Source organism: Pseudoalteromonas sp. MB41 (assembly GCF_020966275.1).
GTDB classification, from domain to species: domain Bacteria; phylum Pseudomonadota; class Gammaproteobacteria; order Enterobacterales; family Alteromonadaceae; genus Pseudoalteromonas; species Pseudoalteromonas lipolytica.
In genome coordinates, this window is the sequence record NZ_JAJJZF010000001.1 from 439713 (window position 1) to 454680 (window position 14968).

The following is a 14968-nucleotide window of genomic DNA, read 5'->3' on the forward strand; positions in this document are numbered from 1 at the left end:
AAGCTTTGCTCGACTGGGTTAGAATCGCTTTAATTAGCATTGTATGTATAGTTTACTCGGTTTTCCTCACTTGGCCTAGCCGAAGACATCGAAGGTAATAAATAAAATGATAAATAAAATAGGGAAACGTGCGTTCGCCATTGTTTTTTCAGTTTCATTACTTGGCCTAGGAGCCTGTTCATCTGCTCCTGATCAAGAAGATATTCAACGCGTTCCGAATAAATCTGCACAAGCTTTATATGAAGATGCGAAACAAACGTTAGATTCGGGCCTTTATGCACGAGCTATTGAGTTATTAAGCGCTATTGATTCACGCTATCCATTTGGTCCACTATCAAAACAAGTACAAATGGATCTCGTGTATGCACATTATCAAGCAGGCAATACTGAACAAGCTCTCGCAACAATTGACCGTTTCATTCGTTTAAACCCAAATCACAAAGATTTAGATTACATGTACTACATGCGTGGCTTGGTTAATATCAAAGCAGACAAAAACGCATTCCAAGAATACTTTGGTGTAGACCGTGCGGATAGAGATGCAAATCGCACTCGGGTTGCATTTACCGATTTATCAACCTTACTGAAACGTTTCCCAAATAGCGTTTATGCGCCAGAAGCGAAAAAACGTTTAGTATGGTTACTTAACAAAATGGCGCGTTATGAACTAAAAGTAGCAGAGTACTATTACGAACGTGAAGCTTATCTTGCCGCTGCAAACCGAGGTAAATATGTCGTTGAACACTACTCGCAAAGCAGTTACCTGGATCAAGCATTAGAGATCATGGAGAAAAGCTACGAGAAGCTAGGTTTACCTGAGCTAAGTGCGCATGCTAAAGAAACGCGCGAAGCAAATAAGCGTAAATAGTCTAAGCGCTGAATAAGCATTAAAAAGGCGCCAAATTTGGCGCCTTTTTTACAGTGTGTGTGACTGCTATTTCGTTAAATTGCGTCTTCATCTTCTTCTGCGGTACGAATACGCACAACACGCTCAACATCTGTGACAAATATTTTACCATCACCAATTTTGCCTGTTTGTGACGTTTTAACAATCACATCAATAGCTCTATCTACGTCTTCATCACTTAGTACAATATCTAGTTTTACCTTGGGTAAAAAATCAACCATGTATTCAGCACCGCGATAGAGTTCTGTGTGCCCCTTTTGACGGCCAAAACCTTTAACTTCACTAACCGTCATCCCCGTGATGCCTACCTCTGATAATGCTTCTCGAACATCATCAAGCTTGAATGGTTTAATAATTGCTTCGATTTTTTTCATTTTAAGGCTACTTATTATTTCTTGATTGCCTCGATTTTAGACAATACGGCTCTCTATAGCAAACAAAGCTATGAAATACGGTGATAAAATCAACAATCATGATATTATTAAATAAAGTATTAAAAGTAGAGACAACAATGAAATCATTACAAAAGGGCTTTACACTCCTCGAACTGATGGTCACTATTGCAATCGTGGGCATTGTGGCTGCCATAGCACTGTGGGATAGCTCTGATTTGCTAGAAAATGACCGCGCCGAAAGCTACTTACAAGAATTAAAGCGCAGTATTAGCTTTGCACGGGCAAAAGCCACCAGTAGCGATGCAATTGTTGTAGTCTGTAGTGGAGCAACAGCTAATATTGAGAGTAATACAGCAATGAATTGCTCTAATGATTGGGACCAAGGCACGGTCTTTGTATTTTTTGATTCAGATCAGAATGGCAGTTATAACCCTGCTAATGGCGATACCACTTTGAGAGTCCTCCAAGAAATCCCTAAAACGAGTAAACTGAGTTTCAGTGGCAATAACGCACTTATCTTTGATACTAGCGGCATGATCACCTCTGATCCAGGTACCTTTACTTTTTGTCCTTCTGGCGCAAATGATAACAACAAAGCATTGCAGGTATTAAAATCTGGCACTGCTTTATACCTAGGTGATACAACAAATACCTGTGATTAAGCCCCATAATTTGACACCATTTTAGGTCCAACTATAGTTAATTAAACTGTCACAATTTGGAGTCTTCACGGATGGAGACCTTAAACACATTACACCATAGGAATGGTGCAACACTCATCGAAAGCTTAGTGGTGCTATCAATAGTCGCAATACTTATGAATATTGCGCTGTTTGAATATAAGCCTTATCTAGCTAAAAGTCGCCTAGAAAACCGCACTCACTTAGTTAAACGCGCATTAAGCGTAAGCCGTCATAACGCAAAAACCCACAGCACGTACGTTACTTTTTGTGGGCTGCAAGAAAATCAATGCAATCGAGAGCACTGGCACAAAGCACTCACCGTATTTGTCGACAGGGGCGATATTGGGGTGTTTGATGAAGGTGATACTATTATTTGGGAACTTGAAGCAGTCGATAAACTTGATATGCTAACTTACCCCCGCCATTCAATCACATTTCGTTCAGATGGCACGCCTGTGGGATTTAATAATGGCACCTTTGTGTACTGCCCTGAATACAAAATAGCAAGCCTTAAAGGGCTTGCTATTTCAATAAGCTCTATTGGGCGTACTCGGCTAAAAGACACCAACAAATGCCAATCCTGATATTTCAATTATTCAATGAGGGATTACTTACCCCAGCAGGTGCTCGCACTCGCAGAGCCCGTTGAGGTTTTTAATCCTGTATCTGAAATAGTTAATGTTGCACATTCGCCATCTTGCAAAACGGGCCCTGCTGCGGGTGTGGCAGTAAACGCGAATGTACCGGCATCATTATCGACAACAACTGAAATTTTATAAAAATTATTCTCAGTTGTAGCACTGACCCCTAAGTTAGCCAAAGTTGTTGTATACTGCCTGTTATCGACAAAGAACTGCTCTTGCTTATTGGCAGCATCAAGTAATGCAGTAATGGCTTCTGTTCTGGCGGTGCGTTTAACATGCTCAAAGTAACTTGGTAACGCAATACTGGCTATAATACCTAAAATTGCCACGGTAATCATCAGTTCGATTAAGGTAAACCCTTTTACTTTATTAGTTACTCTTGTCATTTACTTCTCGCTTATAAATATAGGTTTGCTGTGTTTTAAAACCAAAACCAATCGGAGTTGCATCATTAACCAGTTGTATTTTTCCATCTTTAACCGTTAAACCCGGACCTTGTATTTCTTTCACTTTAAAGGGGTTTTGCTCGCCTTTAAGACCTGGTCCTATGGTTAAGAACTGACTCATCTCTTTGACTTTTTCGTCTGTATCTTTGATCACATCTGGGTTATCAGGATCCGGGTCTTCAGGATTCGGGTCTTCAGGATTCGGGTCTTCAGGATCCGGGTTTTCAGGATCCGGGGTTTCATCACAAAAACCATTATTATTACTATCAACACAGCTATCACCAACACCGAAATAAAGCTGAGGTGTATCAGGTACATCATTTGAGGTCGTAAATTTTAGACTATCATACACTTTTGTACCGTAGTGTAAGTGGAACGCATATAAACTCCCTGAGCCCCCTGTTAATGAACACTGATTCGCTGTTTCTGTTGAAGAAGCGGGTGCGTAACTGGTGAAATAAGCGACTCCTCCAATAACCGTGCTTGCTGCCAGTGATTTTTCACCAGCCGCTAGAAGGTTATAATACCAACCATGGTATTGACCTAATTCAACTTCTAAATCGGTAAATTTATCTACACTATCAAGTGCATTACCAAACGGGTCAGCATCCATATTCATTAAATTAGCCTGGGTGATCGCCGCTGGAATCTCATCGCTTTGGAATGAGCGTGTTACTGTATTGATATCGCGGATCATAAACAATTGATCACTCGTTGTGGTGCCCGTTGGTTTAGAGCGATTCCCACTACCTAGTAATACTGCATCAAAGGGGGTATCAATACGTGTTTTAACCGACTTACCATTTACGTCTGTTTCAGAGACCTTACTAAACATTGTTCTCGCAACCATCGGTTTATAAAAGAAACGACGATCTTGAGATGCAAGTGCACTGCCTAAACTCGCAAGTTTGAAGTGTGTCCAAGGACTTTCTGTGCTCGTTGGGCTATTTGAAGGCATATCAATACGCCATACATCACCGCCGGTGTCGGATGCATATAATCGATCAGTGTAACCGTCATAATCAGAATCCAAAACACTAATATCAGAAGCAATACTGTGTTTACCTGCAAAGCCATTTTCACTCGACGTTAAAGCCCACACTTTTTTGCCGCTCTGTGCATCAACAATATAAATACCGCGCCCTTTTGTGTCTTCAGTACGCAGAACATTGTCTTTATTGGTGTCGTACCCTGCACCAAAAACAAGCAGTGGTCGATTTTCATACCCTTTTAAGTTAATGTATGTCACCGTAGGTTTAGACCATGATTGCGCAAGTTCTTTAAAGTCTCCCGTTCCACCAATAATCGGTCCCCCCCACATGAGTCGAGGTGAATCTGGGTTTGTAATATCCAGTCCATAATAATTATTGCCGCCACGTCTTAAGCCAAAAAACGCCCAAACACGATCAGTGCCATTTACAACTCCATCACCATTTTTATCATCAAAGAACACAGAAATAGGTCCATCAACACCATAGACCTTTGATTTTTCTTGATTCTCTCGTAATGGTTTAATAATTTTGTATAAGCTACTGGGTATAAAAGCCCAGCTTTCTTTTAATACATCATTTTTATCTTGAAAAAAGTGTAGGTAACCTGCATTGGTGCCAATTAAAATGCGCACATCATCATTACCGTAATCAATTGTCACAGGTTTTGAGTGCAGAGGATCACCAAAAATATCTTGTCGTTGATCACTGGTACTGCCATCACCGTCTTCATCATCCACATCTATTCCTCGGCTCCACTTGATCGTTTTATCTAACTCGGTCGATAAGAGCCCAAGAGTCAACGAATTGACACTTGTTGCTGTAGTTAAATTAAACTTTAACGCTGCCGCTAAGTCGCCACCTAGTGCCGTAGAAACTGTCGACTTAGTAAAATCAACTAACCCAGCGCTCCCGGCATCGGTATAAATGGTCCGCGATGATAGGTTTGATAACATAAGATTTGCACCACCTTCCTGAACAATGTTCCCGTCTGGTGCTGTATTATCTGGTAACCAAAATGTCTTTGCCCCTTTTGCAATCAAACCATCAGCGTTTAATGCCGGCTTTCCATCCAAATCAACGATTTCATCGCCTGACACTTTCAACTTTTTAAGATTTCCACGCCACCGAGCACCGGTTTCTGGGTAAAACATTGCATAATAAATACCTTCACGACTGCGTGTTTGATCAACATTATTATTCGCAATAGAAGGTGAAGTAAAAGTATCATTTACTTCGCGTATGCGTGTTATCGTATTTTTTAAAGCTTTTGATAATTGTTCTGCAGTGTCAGCATGAAGATACTGACCACCGCCTAAATCAGCGGTTTCTGATAATAAGCGTTTACCATCCTTACTCATACCGCTACCAAAGCCAATCGTATACACCCGCCCTGTTTCATGAATATCAGATGTTGAAGGAAACAAATCCACTTTAACATCTTCAGTGCCATGAATAATCTGCGCAAGCTTGTGTAAATAAACACCCGCAATTTTATCAGAGCCGCTTAAATTGCTACCGAAATAAGATTTATAGAGATCACTGATTTCTCCATCTTGCTCATTATCTGAGCCTGAAGAGGGGTCACCATCTGTCATATAAATAACATTAACAGAGTTATCACAGCGTTTTGCTTCCTCTGTGGTATCAAATGGAGAGATATATGTATAACTGTATTTTGGTTTACGCTTTGACCCCCTTCTGACTTTTGTCTCTACTGACGTGTCTCGCCAAGCCTCATTAACTTTTTCTCCGTAATACAAACTTTGACCCGTAATGTATAAATAGGCTTCCCAAAGCGTCTCTGTTAAAGGTGTCCCCCCGTCAGCAGGTAGTACAGAAATGGCTGTCTTCAAGGATGAAGATGACGAGCCTATTCCAGCTAATACATAACCGCCATTTGTGCTATTAAAACGCATCAAACCGAAATCAATATCGTCATTGTTATCTACTAAGCTTGTAATCGCACTTTTTGCTACACCAAGACGACTGTCTGGGCACACAACATAGCCCGTGTAGCTGCTGTAGCCACAACTTTTACCCGTTGCAGTAGAAAATGCCATACTTCCAGAAGTGTCAAAAATAAGTAAAACACGCGGTTTTTCATTTGTTTTCACATTATAGTTAACGTATAGCTCTATGTCTTCAGCATACACTGCAGTAACCATACAGGTTACAAAACCAGTCAGTATACTGCGCACTAACGTTTTCATTTTCATCATGAGTCTCCGTTAACGGCCTGAGTTACGGCCTACCATCTCTTGAGCAACACCCGTTGTGATTGTGAGTGTGTGATTACTTTTAGAGCCATAGGTAATTGATGTATCTATTTGCAACATGTTGCATGACACACCCGCTGTAAAATTAAACTTGCGTGGACAAGGAATATCACTTGGGCCGTTATTTAAATTAACCATCGAACTTGATGCATCGCCAATATTCCCTAAATCATGAACTCCGCCAGGTATTGCTGATGCTCTTTTAAAAAAGGCACTATTTGCCCCTGCAGCAGCTTGGTTGGCTATTACGCGCTGTACCGTGCCAATTAACTCATTTTCTGCAGCTTCACGTTCTTGTGCTGCATTGGTGATTTTAATGTCAATACTACTGCTACTCATAAGAGTAACTGCAATGCCTGTGACCGCGACAACCATAATAAGAGCAACAATTAACACAACGCCTTGTTGTCTTTTTGCTAACGTTATATACGCCATAAATTAGCTCCCACATTATTTAAGCGAATAGTCGTGGTAAACAATGCTCGACGGTAATTATCAGTAAAGGTTAGCTCTCTACTACTTTCATCTTCACCCAAGGTATACGTTTGATTTTGAATTTTTAAATCGCCATCTGGGGTAAGCGCTCTGACTAATAGGAAAACTTGCACAGTTAAGATGCCATGACGGTTTTCCCAATCAGTATTCGTCATTTGGTTAATACTTTTATACGTATCAACACGGCTATTATTGGTTGTATCGAGACCAAATACAAAGTGCATGTCCTCAACCCCTTCCATTATCGTTTCTGTAACCATGCCTGAGCCTGGTTTTAAACGTCTGCGCATTAAAACGGGCACAGTGACAGGTTGGTCATTTATTGTGTAATTTTGCTCAGAAATGTAATAAACGTGATGACGATAACGCCATACAGTCGCGTTAACATTAAGTGAGGCACCATCAATTGGCCCTTGTACAAACTGAGCTCTTTCTTGTTCGGCAACAAAGTAATAACTGCCAGCACCTGTATCATCAGGTCGAATTTGCAAACCTTCAAGAAACTTTAACTGCAGAACATCTGTATTTTTTTTAGCGTTTTTTATGCAGCCTAATGCATCACCAGTCGCGGTTAACACTGCATACACTGAGCGAAAGTTACTCGTTGCTGTTTTAACCGGGAAACTACCATTGTTAAGCCCTTCAGAACAATCGGGAGTAGGATTAGCGGTTGACTCTGTATTTGCTGGCGAAAACGAGTCTTCATAAAATGTTCCCCAAAAGCCTATTTGCTCAATATCACGTTGCATAATATTAATCGCTAATCGGCCTGTTTCTTGTAACTCACCAATTGTCATGGTGTCACGCGTGGTCACTTTCATACTAATATAGGTGAACATAACGCCACCTAAAACAAGTCCGCCTATAAATAGCGCAACCATCATTTCAACTAACGTAAATCCTGCATGCTTTCTCATATCAAGACCTTAAGTAAATATAGCTTTCAAGCACAATTAAACGACGCTTATCATTGGCTGCACCGCATTCAATTGCCGACGTACCTGCATTTGCTTTAATTGCTTGTCGACCTTGCCAACTGATCACCACGTTAATATTAAATTCACTTGCATTACCCGCTGCGACAGGCGTGCTCTTGATACACACCGTTGCATCATCTAAAGCCCCGGTATTTTCACGCGCTTGAATAGCCCGCACCCATTGCTGTTTATCAAGGGCTGCAAGTTGCTGAGCATTACACGCTGCGTTGTAGCATTGTAAATTGGTATTTAACGCAGTGTCACTTGTGAAAGTGCCATTATAGAGGGCTGTAAATCCTGTGGAATCGTTTGCTCGCATTCGTTGAATAATATCGTTTCCTAACGCCACCGCTGCAGCACGCTGCATTGAATCAAAACTAGCTTGCTTAGCTTTTGCCTGCAGCGCTACAGCGCCTAACAACCCAAAGCTTAAAATCACAAAAGCAATAAGTACTTCAACTAAGGTAAAGCCTTGAACATGTGAATGCCGTGTCATATTAAAATCAGCTCATAGATTTCCATACAATAAGCATAAAAGGACAATAATAAATAGCAATGAGGGTTTAGATGAACGGTCAAATTTATTGATAAGCGGTCCGAACATACCGACTAAAACAGCATCGAAAATTGGCACCGTAAAACTGTGTGGTAAAACTATTCACCCATCGCTTGTTTTACGGTTTTAAGTGCTCGACGGCTAATGGTGAGAGGTTCATCATAATGTCGCATTATCAAATGATGACCACTCGACACAGAGCAATGAAGGCTCTGTATATGCAGCTTATTAACCAAGGTATTACGATGAATACGCAATAATTGTTGTGAGTACGTACTTTCAAGCTGTTTCAAGCTATGCTCGATAATAGCTTCACCGCCAACAAAAATTAGTCGCGTATATTTTTGCTCTGCAACACAGCACACCACATCGTCGATATTGACTCGGCGCATAGCACCCGCTAACTGATAAGTGATATGTGAATGAACAGGCCTATTGACTTGTGTACGATTTAGTTTGCTAAGTTGCAGTAAGGTTTTTGTAAGTGCTTGCTCGGTCACAGGTTTTACTAAATAGCCATCTACCGCTAACTCAAATGCTTCTAGAGCATGTTCAGAGTGGGCCGTTAAAAACACCACAGCCGGAGGTATAGCAAGCAACTTTAATGCCTTTGCGACCTCTAAGCCACTTAATTTTGGCATATTAATATCTAATAACACGATATCCGGTTGCAACTCTTTACACAGCGTTACCGCCTGCTCACCATTGTCTGCATCGCCAACAACATGGTAGTTAGGATGCATGGTTAATAAACGCCTAACACGTGCCCGAGCCAGCGGTTCATCGTCAACAATCAAAACATTGATCATGTAATTTCCTGCCTTGGAATAACGAGTTTAGCTCTAAACTCACTATCGCGATGTGTGGTGGTTAACTTGGCACGATAGTGATAAAAAAGCGCCAACCTTTGGCGAATGTTTTCAAGTGCCATGCCATTACCAGCGCGGCGCTGCTCTGCATTTTCAACCACAGGATTAATAATAATAAACGTATAGCTTTTATCGGTTATATGCATCTCTATGGTAATTTTTGTGCTCTCAGAAGCCGGTTCAAGGCCATAATACACCGCGTTCTCAATAATAGGCTGTATCGTTAGACACGGAATTTCAACGTCTGGGACGCACGCTGGCATCTGCCAATTAACCGTTAATCGCTCGCCATAACGCCAACGCTCAAGTGCAATATATTGCTCACATAATATCAGCTCGTCTTGTAAAGAAATCGCTTTACCGCTTTTCATTGCAGCTTGTGATAACGCAGCTAAAGCTAAAATAGCTTGCTCGGCGGCTTCGGCATCATAATGCGTTAGCTCGGCAGCTGTGTTCAAGCTATTGAATAAAAAGTGTGGACGAATACGTGCTTGTAACGCATCTAACTCAGCATGCGCTAATGCTTTGGTTTGTAGCTCTTTTTGGTTTTGTATAACAACAAATTGACTAAATAATGCCGCCACTAAAAAGATTATGAGTACATTACTCGCGATAAAATAGCCCGCTGATTCAATATAATAAATATCTGCAAAGAGAGATAATACAGCCACACTGTAAAAACACGTTGATAGCAATAATGAAATAGTCAGGATAAGTAGTTGGAAATTATTAGAATAGCGTGCCAAGTATTTTCTAAAAATATACAGTGCGGCAACACTTGTCAGAAAGATTAAGTGCAAAAAGAAACTGAAAATGGCAAGACGAAGCCATACATCGCCTTCGGTTGCAGGGGCAAACGCTAGTAAAATAGCAATAACTTGACTTACCACGAGTGTAGCAAGCACACCTCGGGATTGAAAAAGAGCCGCAATCAACAAGCCGTTTTGATTTGGCTGTGTGCTCATGGGCTCTCCTAGTATCTGTTGTTAACTACTCGTTTAGATTAGCGTAGCTCAACAGGAACGGCAAATACTATATTCTCTTCTTCGCCAGGGTTTTCAACAACTTGGTTTCCACCCAATTCTTTTAGACGAGTAATTACTTGCTGCACTAACACTTCTGGTGCAGATGCGCCCGCAGTAACCCCTACGGCATTGAGGTTGTTAAACCAATCAGCTTCAACGTTACTTGCATCATCAATTAAATACGCTTTAGTGCCCATTTTATCTGCAAGTTCACGTAAACGATTTGAGTTTGAGCTATTTTTAGCTCCCACAACCAGTAACACATCAACTTTATCTGCTAAGTCACGCACCGCATCTTGACGGTTTTGTGTCGCATAACATATATCATCTTTACGCGGACCATCAATTGCAGGAAACTTTGTACGTAAAGCATCAATAACATCGGCAGTGTCATCAACCGACAAGGTTGTTTGACTGCAATAAAATAAATTGTCAGGATTTTTAACCGTCAGATTTGCAACATCTTCCGGTGTTTCTACTAAGTAGATACCCCCTGCTTCGTTATTATATTGCCCCATGGTGCCTTCTACTTCAGGGTGACCATGATGACCTATTAAAATGCACTCGATGCCTTTACGGCTCGCGCGCGTTACTTCCATATGTACTTTGGTAACTAGCGGACAGGTTGCATCGAAAACTTTTAATTCACGACGCTTAGCCTCACTACGTACCGCTTGAGATACACCGTGCGCACTAAAAATAACAATGCTGTCATCAGGAACTTGATCAAGTTCTTCAACGAATACAGCACCGCGGTTTTTAAGACCGTCTACTACATAGCGGTTATGCACCACTTCGTGTCGCACATAAATAGGCTTTTCAAAGATATCTAGTGCTCGCTCAACGATACTGATTGCGCGGTCAACACCTGCACAAAAACCACGTGGGTTAGCTAATAAAATATCCATTACCCTGTTACCTCTAAAATATCGACTTCAAAGGTTAAACGCTGGCCAGCAAGTGGATGATTGAAATCAATCGTTACAGACTCACCTTGTACCTCACGGACAAGTCCTGGTAATTCAGTGCCATCAGGTTGAGTGAAGGCAATAATGTTCCCCACCTCAGCTGGAGTGTCAGCGCCAAACTTACTGCGGTCTACATAGTAAATATTATCTGGGTTTGGTTGCCCAAAGGCATCTTCAGGTTCAAGTTCAAATGACTTACTCTCGCCTGCGGCTAGGCCTAACAAACACTTTTCAAAGTTGGCGGTTAGACTACCATCGCCCATTCTTAATTTTGCAGGCTTATTGTGCACCTTCGTCGAATCAGCTGCTGAGCCATCTTCTAATTTAATTGAGAAATGAAAGATCACTTCAGACTTTTCACCAATTACTGCTTGGCTCATGCTTTTTGCTCCTTAGGACTTTCGCCTGTAAAGGCATCGTATAAAAGTAATGCTGCACCGATACAAATTGCACTGTCGGCAATATTGAATGCTGGGAAGTGCCAATTTTCATAATACACATGCAAAAAGTCTATTACATAACCATAGACAATACGATCGTATAAATTACCAATCGCACCCGCAAGTACAAGTGCATACGCAGAGCACAACACCTTATTACTGGCAGGTAAACGTTTTAACCACCATGTTAAAAGCACACTAATAACCACAGCAATTAAGCTTAAAAACCAGCGTTGCCAACCACCAGCATCACTTAAAAAGCTAAAGGCAGCACCATAGTTATGCACATAGGTAAAATTAAAGAATGGCAAAATTTCAATAGATTCTTTGTAGGTCATGGTATTTACAACAAGTGTTTTTGTCGCATGGTCTACTACTAAAAGTAGTAGACTCAGCCATAACCATACTAAGCCACTTTTTCCGGATAGTTTGCTCACAAACAACTCCTATGCGAACTGACGTTGTTCACCGTCGCCATCAACATTGCTAACACAACGGCCACAGATTTCAGGATGAGCAGGCTCAGCACCTACATCATCACAGTAATGCCAACAACGTTCACATTTTTCTGCCGTTGTTGCTGTAACGTTGATGAACAAGCCATCAATTTCAGTTGCTTGGCTACCTTGTGGTTGTTCAGTAACCGTTTCAACAGTGACACCAGAAGTTAATAATACAAAGCGTAATTCATCACCTAATGCGGCAAGTTTTGAACTTAACGCTTCAGTTGCATAAATACTGACATTTGCTTGTAAAGTCGCACCAATAATGTCTTCTTTACGCGCCGCTTCTAATACGCGGTTCACTTCATCACGTACATTCAGAATTGTGAGCCAATCATTGTTACTGAACTTACCTTGCGTAGAGGCTTTAAGCCCATCGTACCACACTGATGTGAATACAAATTTATCACGTTCGCCCGGTAATGCTTCCCAAATCTCTTGTGCAGTGAAGCTTAAGATTGGTGCCATCCAACGCGTCATTGCTTCTGCAATGTGATAAAGCGCTGTTTGACATGAGCGGCGTGCATGGCTATCGCTTTTCGCTGTGTATTGACGGTCTTTGATTACATCTAAGTAGAATGAACCAAGCTCACCCGTACAGAAATTCATTAATTTTTGCGTTACAAGTAACATTTGGTACTTGTCGTAAGCAGCTAAAATTTCATCTTGTAACTCGGCAGCACGACCAACAATCCAGCGGTCTAGTTCAACCATATCGTCGATAGCAACGTGATCTGTTTTTGGATCAAAACCATTTAAGTTAGCAAGTAAGTAACGGCTCGTGTTACGAATACGACGGTAACGATCTGCCGAGCGCTTGAAGATTTCATCCGATACCGTCATCTCTGCGGTAAAGTCAGTTGATGCAACCCATAGGCGTAAAATATCAGCACCTAGTTTGTTCATCACATTTTGCGGTGAAATAACATTACCCAGTGACTTAGACATCTTACGGCCGTTTTCATCAACGGTGAAGCCGTGTGTTAACACTTGCTTGTAAGGTGCATGGCCATTAATTGCAACCGATGTCATCATTGACGACATAAACCAACCACGATGTTGGTCAGACCCTTCAAGGTAAAGATCTGCTGGGCCCGTCAAGTCTTCACGCGCATCAACAACACACGCGTGAGTCACACCTGAATCAAACCAAACATCTAAAGTATCTTGCACTTTCATGTACTTATCAGCGTCATCACCAAGTAATGTTGCAGGGTCTAAATCGTACCACGCTTGAATACCTGATTTTTCAACTAGCTTAGCCGCTTCTTCGATTAATGCTTGCGTATTCGGGTGTAACGCCCCTGTGTCTTTATCAACGAACAATGCAATAGGTACACCCCATGTACGCTGACGTGAAATACACCAATCAGGTCGGCCTTCAACCATGTTCGCAATGCGGCTTTCACCCCACTCAGGTAACCACTCTGTCTTTTTGATTTCATTCAATGAATCTTGACGAAGGTTCGCTTGATCCATGCTTACAAACCATTGTGGTGTCGCACGGAAGATGATTGGCGTTTTATGACGCCAGCAATGTGGGTAACTATGATTGAGTGCATGATGATGCAACAGCGCGTTATTTTCTGTTAATACATCAATAACACTCGCGTTGGCTTTGAATACATGTTGACCTGCAAACAGTGGCGTATTAGGTAAATAAACACCATTTGCACCCACCGGGTTTGCTACTTCTAAACCATATGCAAGACCAGCCGCGAAATCTTCTTGACCATGACCAGGTGCAGTGTGAACAACCCCCGTACCCGAATCTGTCGTTACGTGATCAGCAACAATCACAGGCACTGTAAAGTCATAAAAAGGGTGAGCAACGTGTAAGTTTTCTAAGGCAGCACCTTTAACATAACCCAGTACATGGTAATGATTGAAACCGTAACGATCCATCGCATCTTTAACGAGTTCAGAGCCTAAGATCAAACGCTGTTGCGCGCCCTCGTCATCAACTTGAACTAATGCATACTCAAGCTTCTCATGAACAGCCACTGCGCGGTTGGCAGGAAGTGTCCACGGTGTAGTTGTCCAGATAACAGTGCTTACAGCGCCTGTACCTTGATGACCATCGGCAAGTTCAAATGCGTTAATAACGGCATCTTGATCTGCAAACTCAAAGCGTACGTCGATAGCAGGTGATTGTTTGTCTTGGTACTCAACTTCTGCTTCAGCAAGCGCTGAACCACAATCTGTACACCAATGAACCGGTTTAGCACCTTTGTGTAAATGACCATTTTTAATAATACGGCCTAATACACGGATTGCATTCGCTTCAAAGTCAAAGTTCATGGTCAGGTAAGGCTTGTCCCAATCACCAAATACCCCTAAGCGTTTAAAGTCTGTTTTTTGACCTTCAACTTGCTTTTTAGCATATTCGCGACATTTTTCACGAAACTCAGCCGCTGACACTTTAACACCAGGCTTGCCAACTTTCTTTTCAACCATTAATTCAATAGGTAGACCATGGCAGTCCCAACCAGGCACATAAGGCGCATCAAAGTCAGACAAGGTTTTTGACTTAACAATAATGTCTTTAAGAATTTTGTTTACAGAGTGGCCTAAATGGATGTCACCGTTTGCATACGGAGGGCCGTCATGCAAAATGAAGGTTTTTTTACCTTTTTTAGCGCTGCGAATTTGACCATATAGATCGTCTTCATACCATGTTTTAAGCATAGTTGGTTCACGTTGTGCCAAATTGCCGCGCATTGGAAACGCTGTTTCCGGTAAATTCAAAGTATGTTTGTAGTCGCTCATTAATCCTACTTTCCGTATCGGCT

General features: G+C 41.6%; 15 protein-coding genes. 3 read left to right on the plus strand and 12 right to left on the minus strand.

What is annotated here, in order from left to right; translation table 11 throughout:
• The first annotated feature begins 106 nt into the window (after positions 1-106).
• Positions 107-868, plus strand: a complete 762-nt coding sequence (locus LPA49_RS02125; RefSeq protein ID WP_036967077.1) for an outer membrane protein assembly factor BamD — start codon at positions 107-109, stop codon at positions 866-868.
• A 74-nt stretch (positions 869-942) separates the two neighbouring features.
• Here the strand turns inward: LPA49_RS02125 and glnB are convergent, their stop codons facing one another.
• Entirely contained in the window at positions 943-1281 is a 339-nt protein-coding gene (gene glnB / locus LPA49_RS02130) for a nitrogen regulatory protein P-II (RefSeq protein ID WP_036967074.1), read from the minus strand.
• 137 nt (positions 1282-1418) lie between these two features.
• On the opposite strand from glnB, the gene LPA49_RS02135 reads away from it, so the two are divergent.
• Together LPA49_RS02135 and LPA49_RS02140 are read left to right on the plus strand one after the other, a co-directional pair.
• Positions 1419-1964, plus strand: coding sequence for a GspH/FimT family pseudopilin (locus tag LPA49_RS02135; protein ID WP_180310977.1), 546 nt, complete (start codon positions 1419-1421; stop codon positions 1962-1964).
• A gap of 71 nt (positions 1965-2035) precedes the next feature.
• The gene (locus tag LPA49_RS02140; protein ID WP_180310978.1) at positions 2036-2569 is read left to right on the plus strand and encodes a GspH/FimT family pseudopilin; all 534 of its coding nucleotides are present in this window, start codon (positions 2036-2038) and stop codon (positions 2567-2569) included.
• A 23-nt stretch (positions 2570-2592) separates the two neighbouring features.
• On the opposite strand, the gene LPA49_RS02145 is transcribed toward LPA49_RS02140, so the two are convergent.
• The 11 genes from LPA49_RS02145 to ileS form a co-directional block, all read right to left on the minus strand.
• Positions 2593-3015 (minus strand): type IV pilin protein, encoded by a 423-nt coding sequence (locus tag LPA49_RS02145; protein ID WP_180310979.1) that lies wholly within the window; start codon positions 3013-3015, stop codon positions 2593-2595.
• A complete protein-coding gene (locus tag LPA49_RS02150; RefSeq protein ID WP_180311640.1) occupies positions 2999-6283 on the minus strand; it encodes a pilus assembly protein in 3285 nt (1094 codons plus the stop codon). Before LPA49_RS02150 ends, LPA49_RS02145 begins: the two co-directional genes overlap by 17 nt.
• A 12-nt stretch (positions 6284-6295) precedes the next feature.
• Positions 6296-6778: a type IV fimbrial biogenesis protein PilX gene (locus LPA49_RS02155; RefSeq protein ID WP_036967062.1), complete on the minus strand. Its 483-nt coding sequence runs from the start codon at positions 6776-6778 to the stop codon at positions 6296-6298.
• Positions 6766-7755 carry a PilW family protein gene (locus tag LPA49_RS02160; protein ID WP_075593730.1) on the minus strand — a complete coding sequence of 330 codons (990 nt, stop codon included), beginning with the start codon at positions 7753-7755 and terminating at the stop codon, positions 6766-6768. The genes LPA49_RS02155 and LPA49_RS02160 overlap by 13 nt, the downstream gene beginning before the upstream one ends.
• Position 7756: 1 nt before the next feature.
• The gene (pilV, locus tag LPA49_RS02165; protein WP_075593731.1) at positions 7757-8311 is read right to left on the minus strand and encodes a type IV pilus modification protein PilV; all 555 of its coding nucleotides are present in this window, start codon (positions 8309-8311) and stop codon (positions 7757-7759) included.
• A gap of 158 nt (positions 8312-8469) precedes the next feature.
• Positions 8470-9180 (minus strand): LytTR family DNA-binding domain-containing protein, encoded by a 711-nt coding sequence (locus tag LPA49_RS02170; RefSeq protein ID WP_268260695.1) that lies wholly within the window; start codon positions 9178-9180, stop codon positions 8470-8472.
• Positions 9177-10205 (minus strand): sensor histidine kinase, encoded by a 1029-nt coding sequence (locus LPA49_RS02175; RefSeq protein WP_180310980.1) that lies wholly within the window; start codon positions 10203-10205, stop codon positions 9177-9179. The genes LPA49_RS02170 and LPA49_RS02175 overlap by 4 nt, the downstream gene beginning before the upstream one ends.
• Positions 10206-10243: 38 nt before the next feature.
• Positions 10244-11173: a 4-hydroxy-3-methylbut-2-enyl diphosphate reductase gene (gene ispH / locus LPA49_RS02180; RefSeq protein WP_180310981.1), complete on the minus strand. Its 930-nt coding sequence runs from the start codon at positions 11171-11173 to the stop codon at positions 10244-10246.
• The gene (fkpB, locus tag LPA49_RS02185; protein WP_036967041.1) at positions 11173-11613 is read right to left on the minus strand and encodes an FKBP-type peptidyl-prolyl cis-trans isomerase; all 441 of its coding nucleotides are present in this window, start codon (positions 11611-11613) and stop codon (positions 11173-11175) included. The genes ispH and fkpB overlap by 1 nt, the downstream gene beginning before the upstream one ends.
• Entirely contained in the window at positions 11610-12110 is a 501-nt protein-coding gene (lspA, locus tag LPA49_RS02190; RefSeq protein WP_180310982.1) for a signal peptidase II, read from the minus strand. Before lspA ends, fkpB begins: the two co-directional genes overlap by 4 nt.
• Before the next feature lie 9 nt (positions 12111-12119).
• On the minus strand, positions 12120-14945 hold the full coding sequence (gene ileS / locus LPA49_RS02195; protein ID WP_180310983.1) for an isoleucine--tRNA ligase: 2826 nt from the start codon (positions 14943-14945) through the stop codon (positions 12120-12122).
• Positions 14946-14968 lie beyond the last annotated feature (23 nt).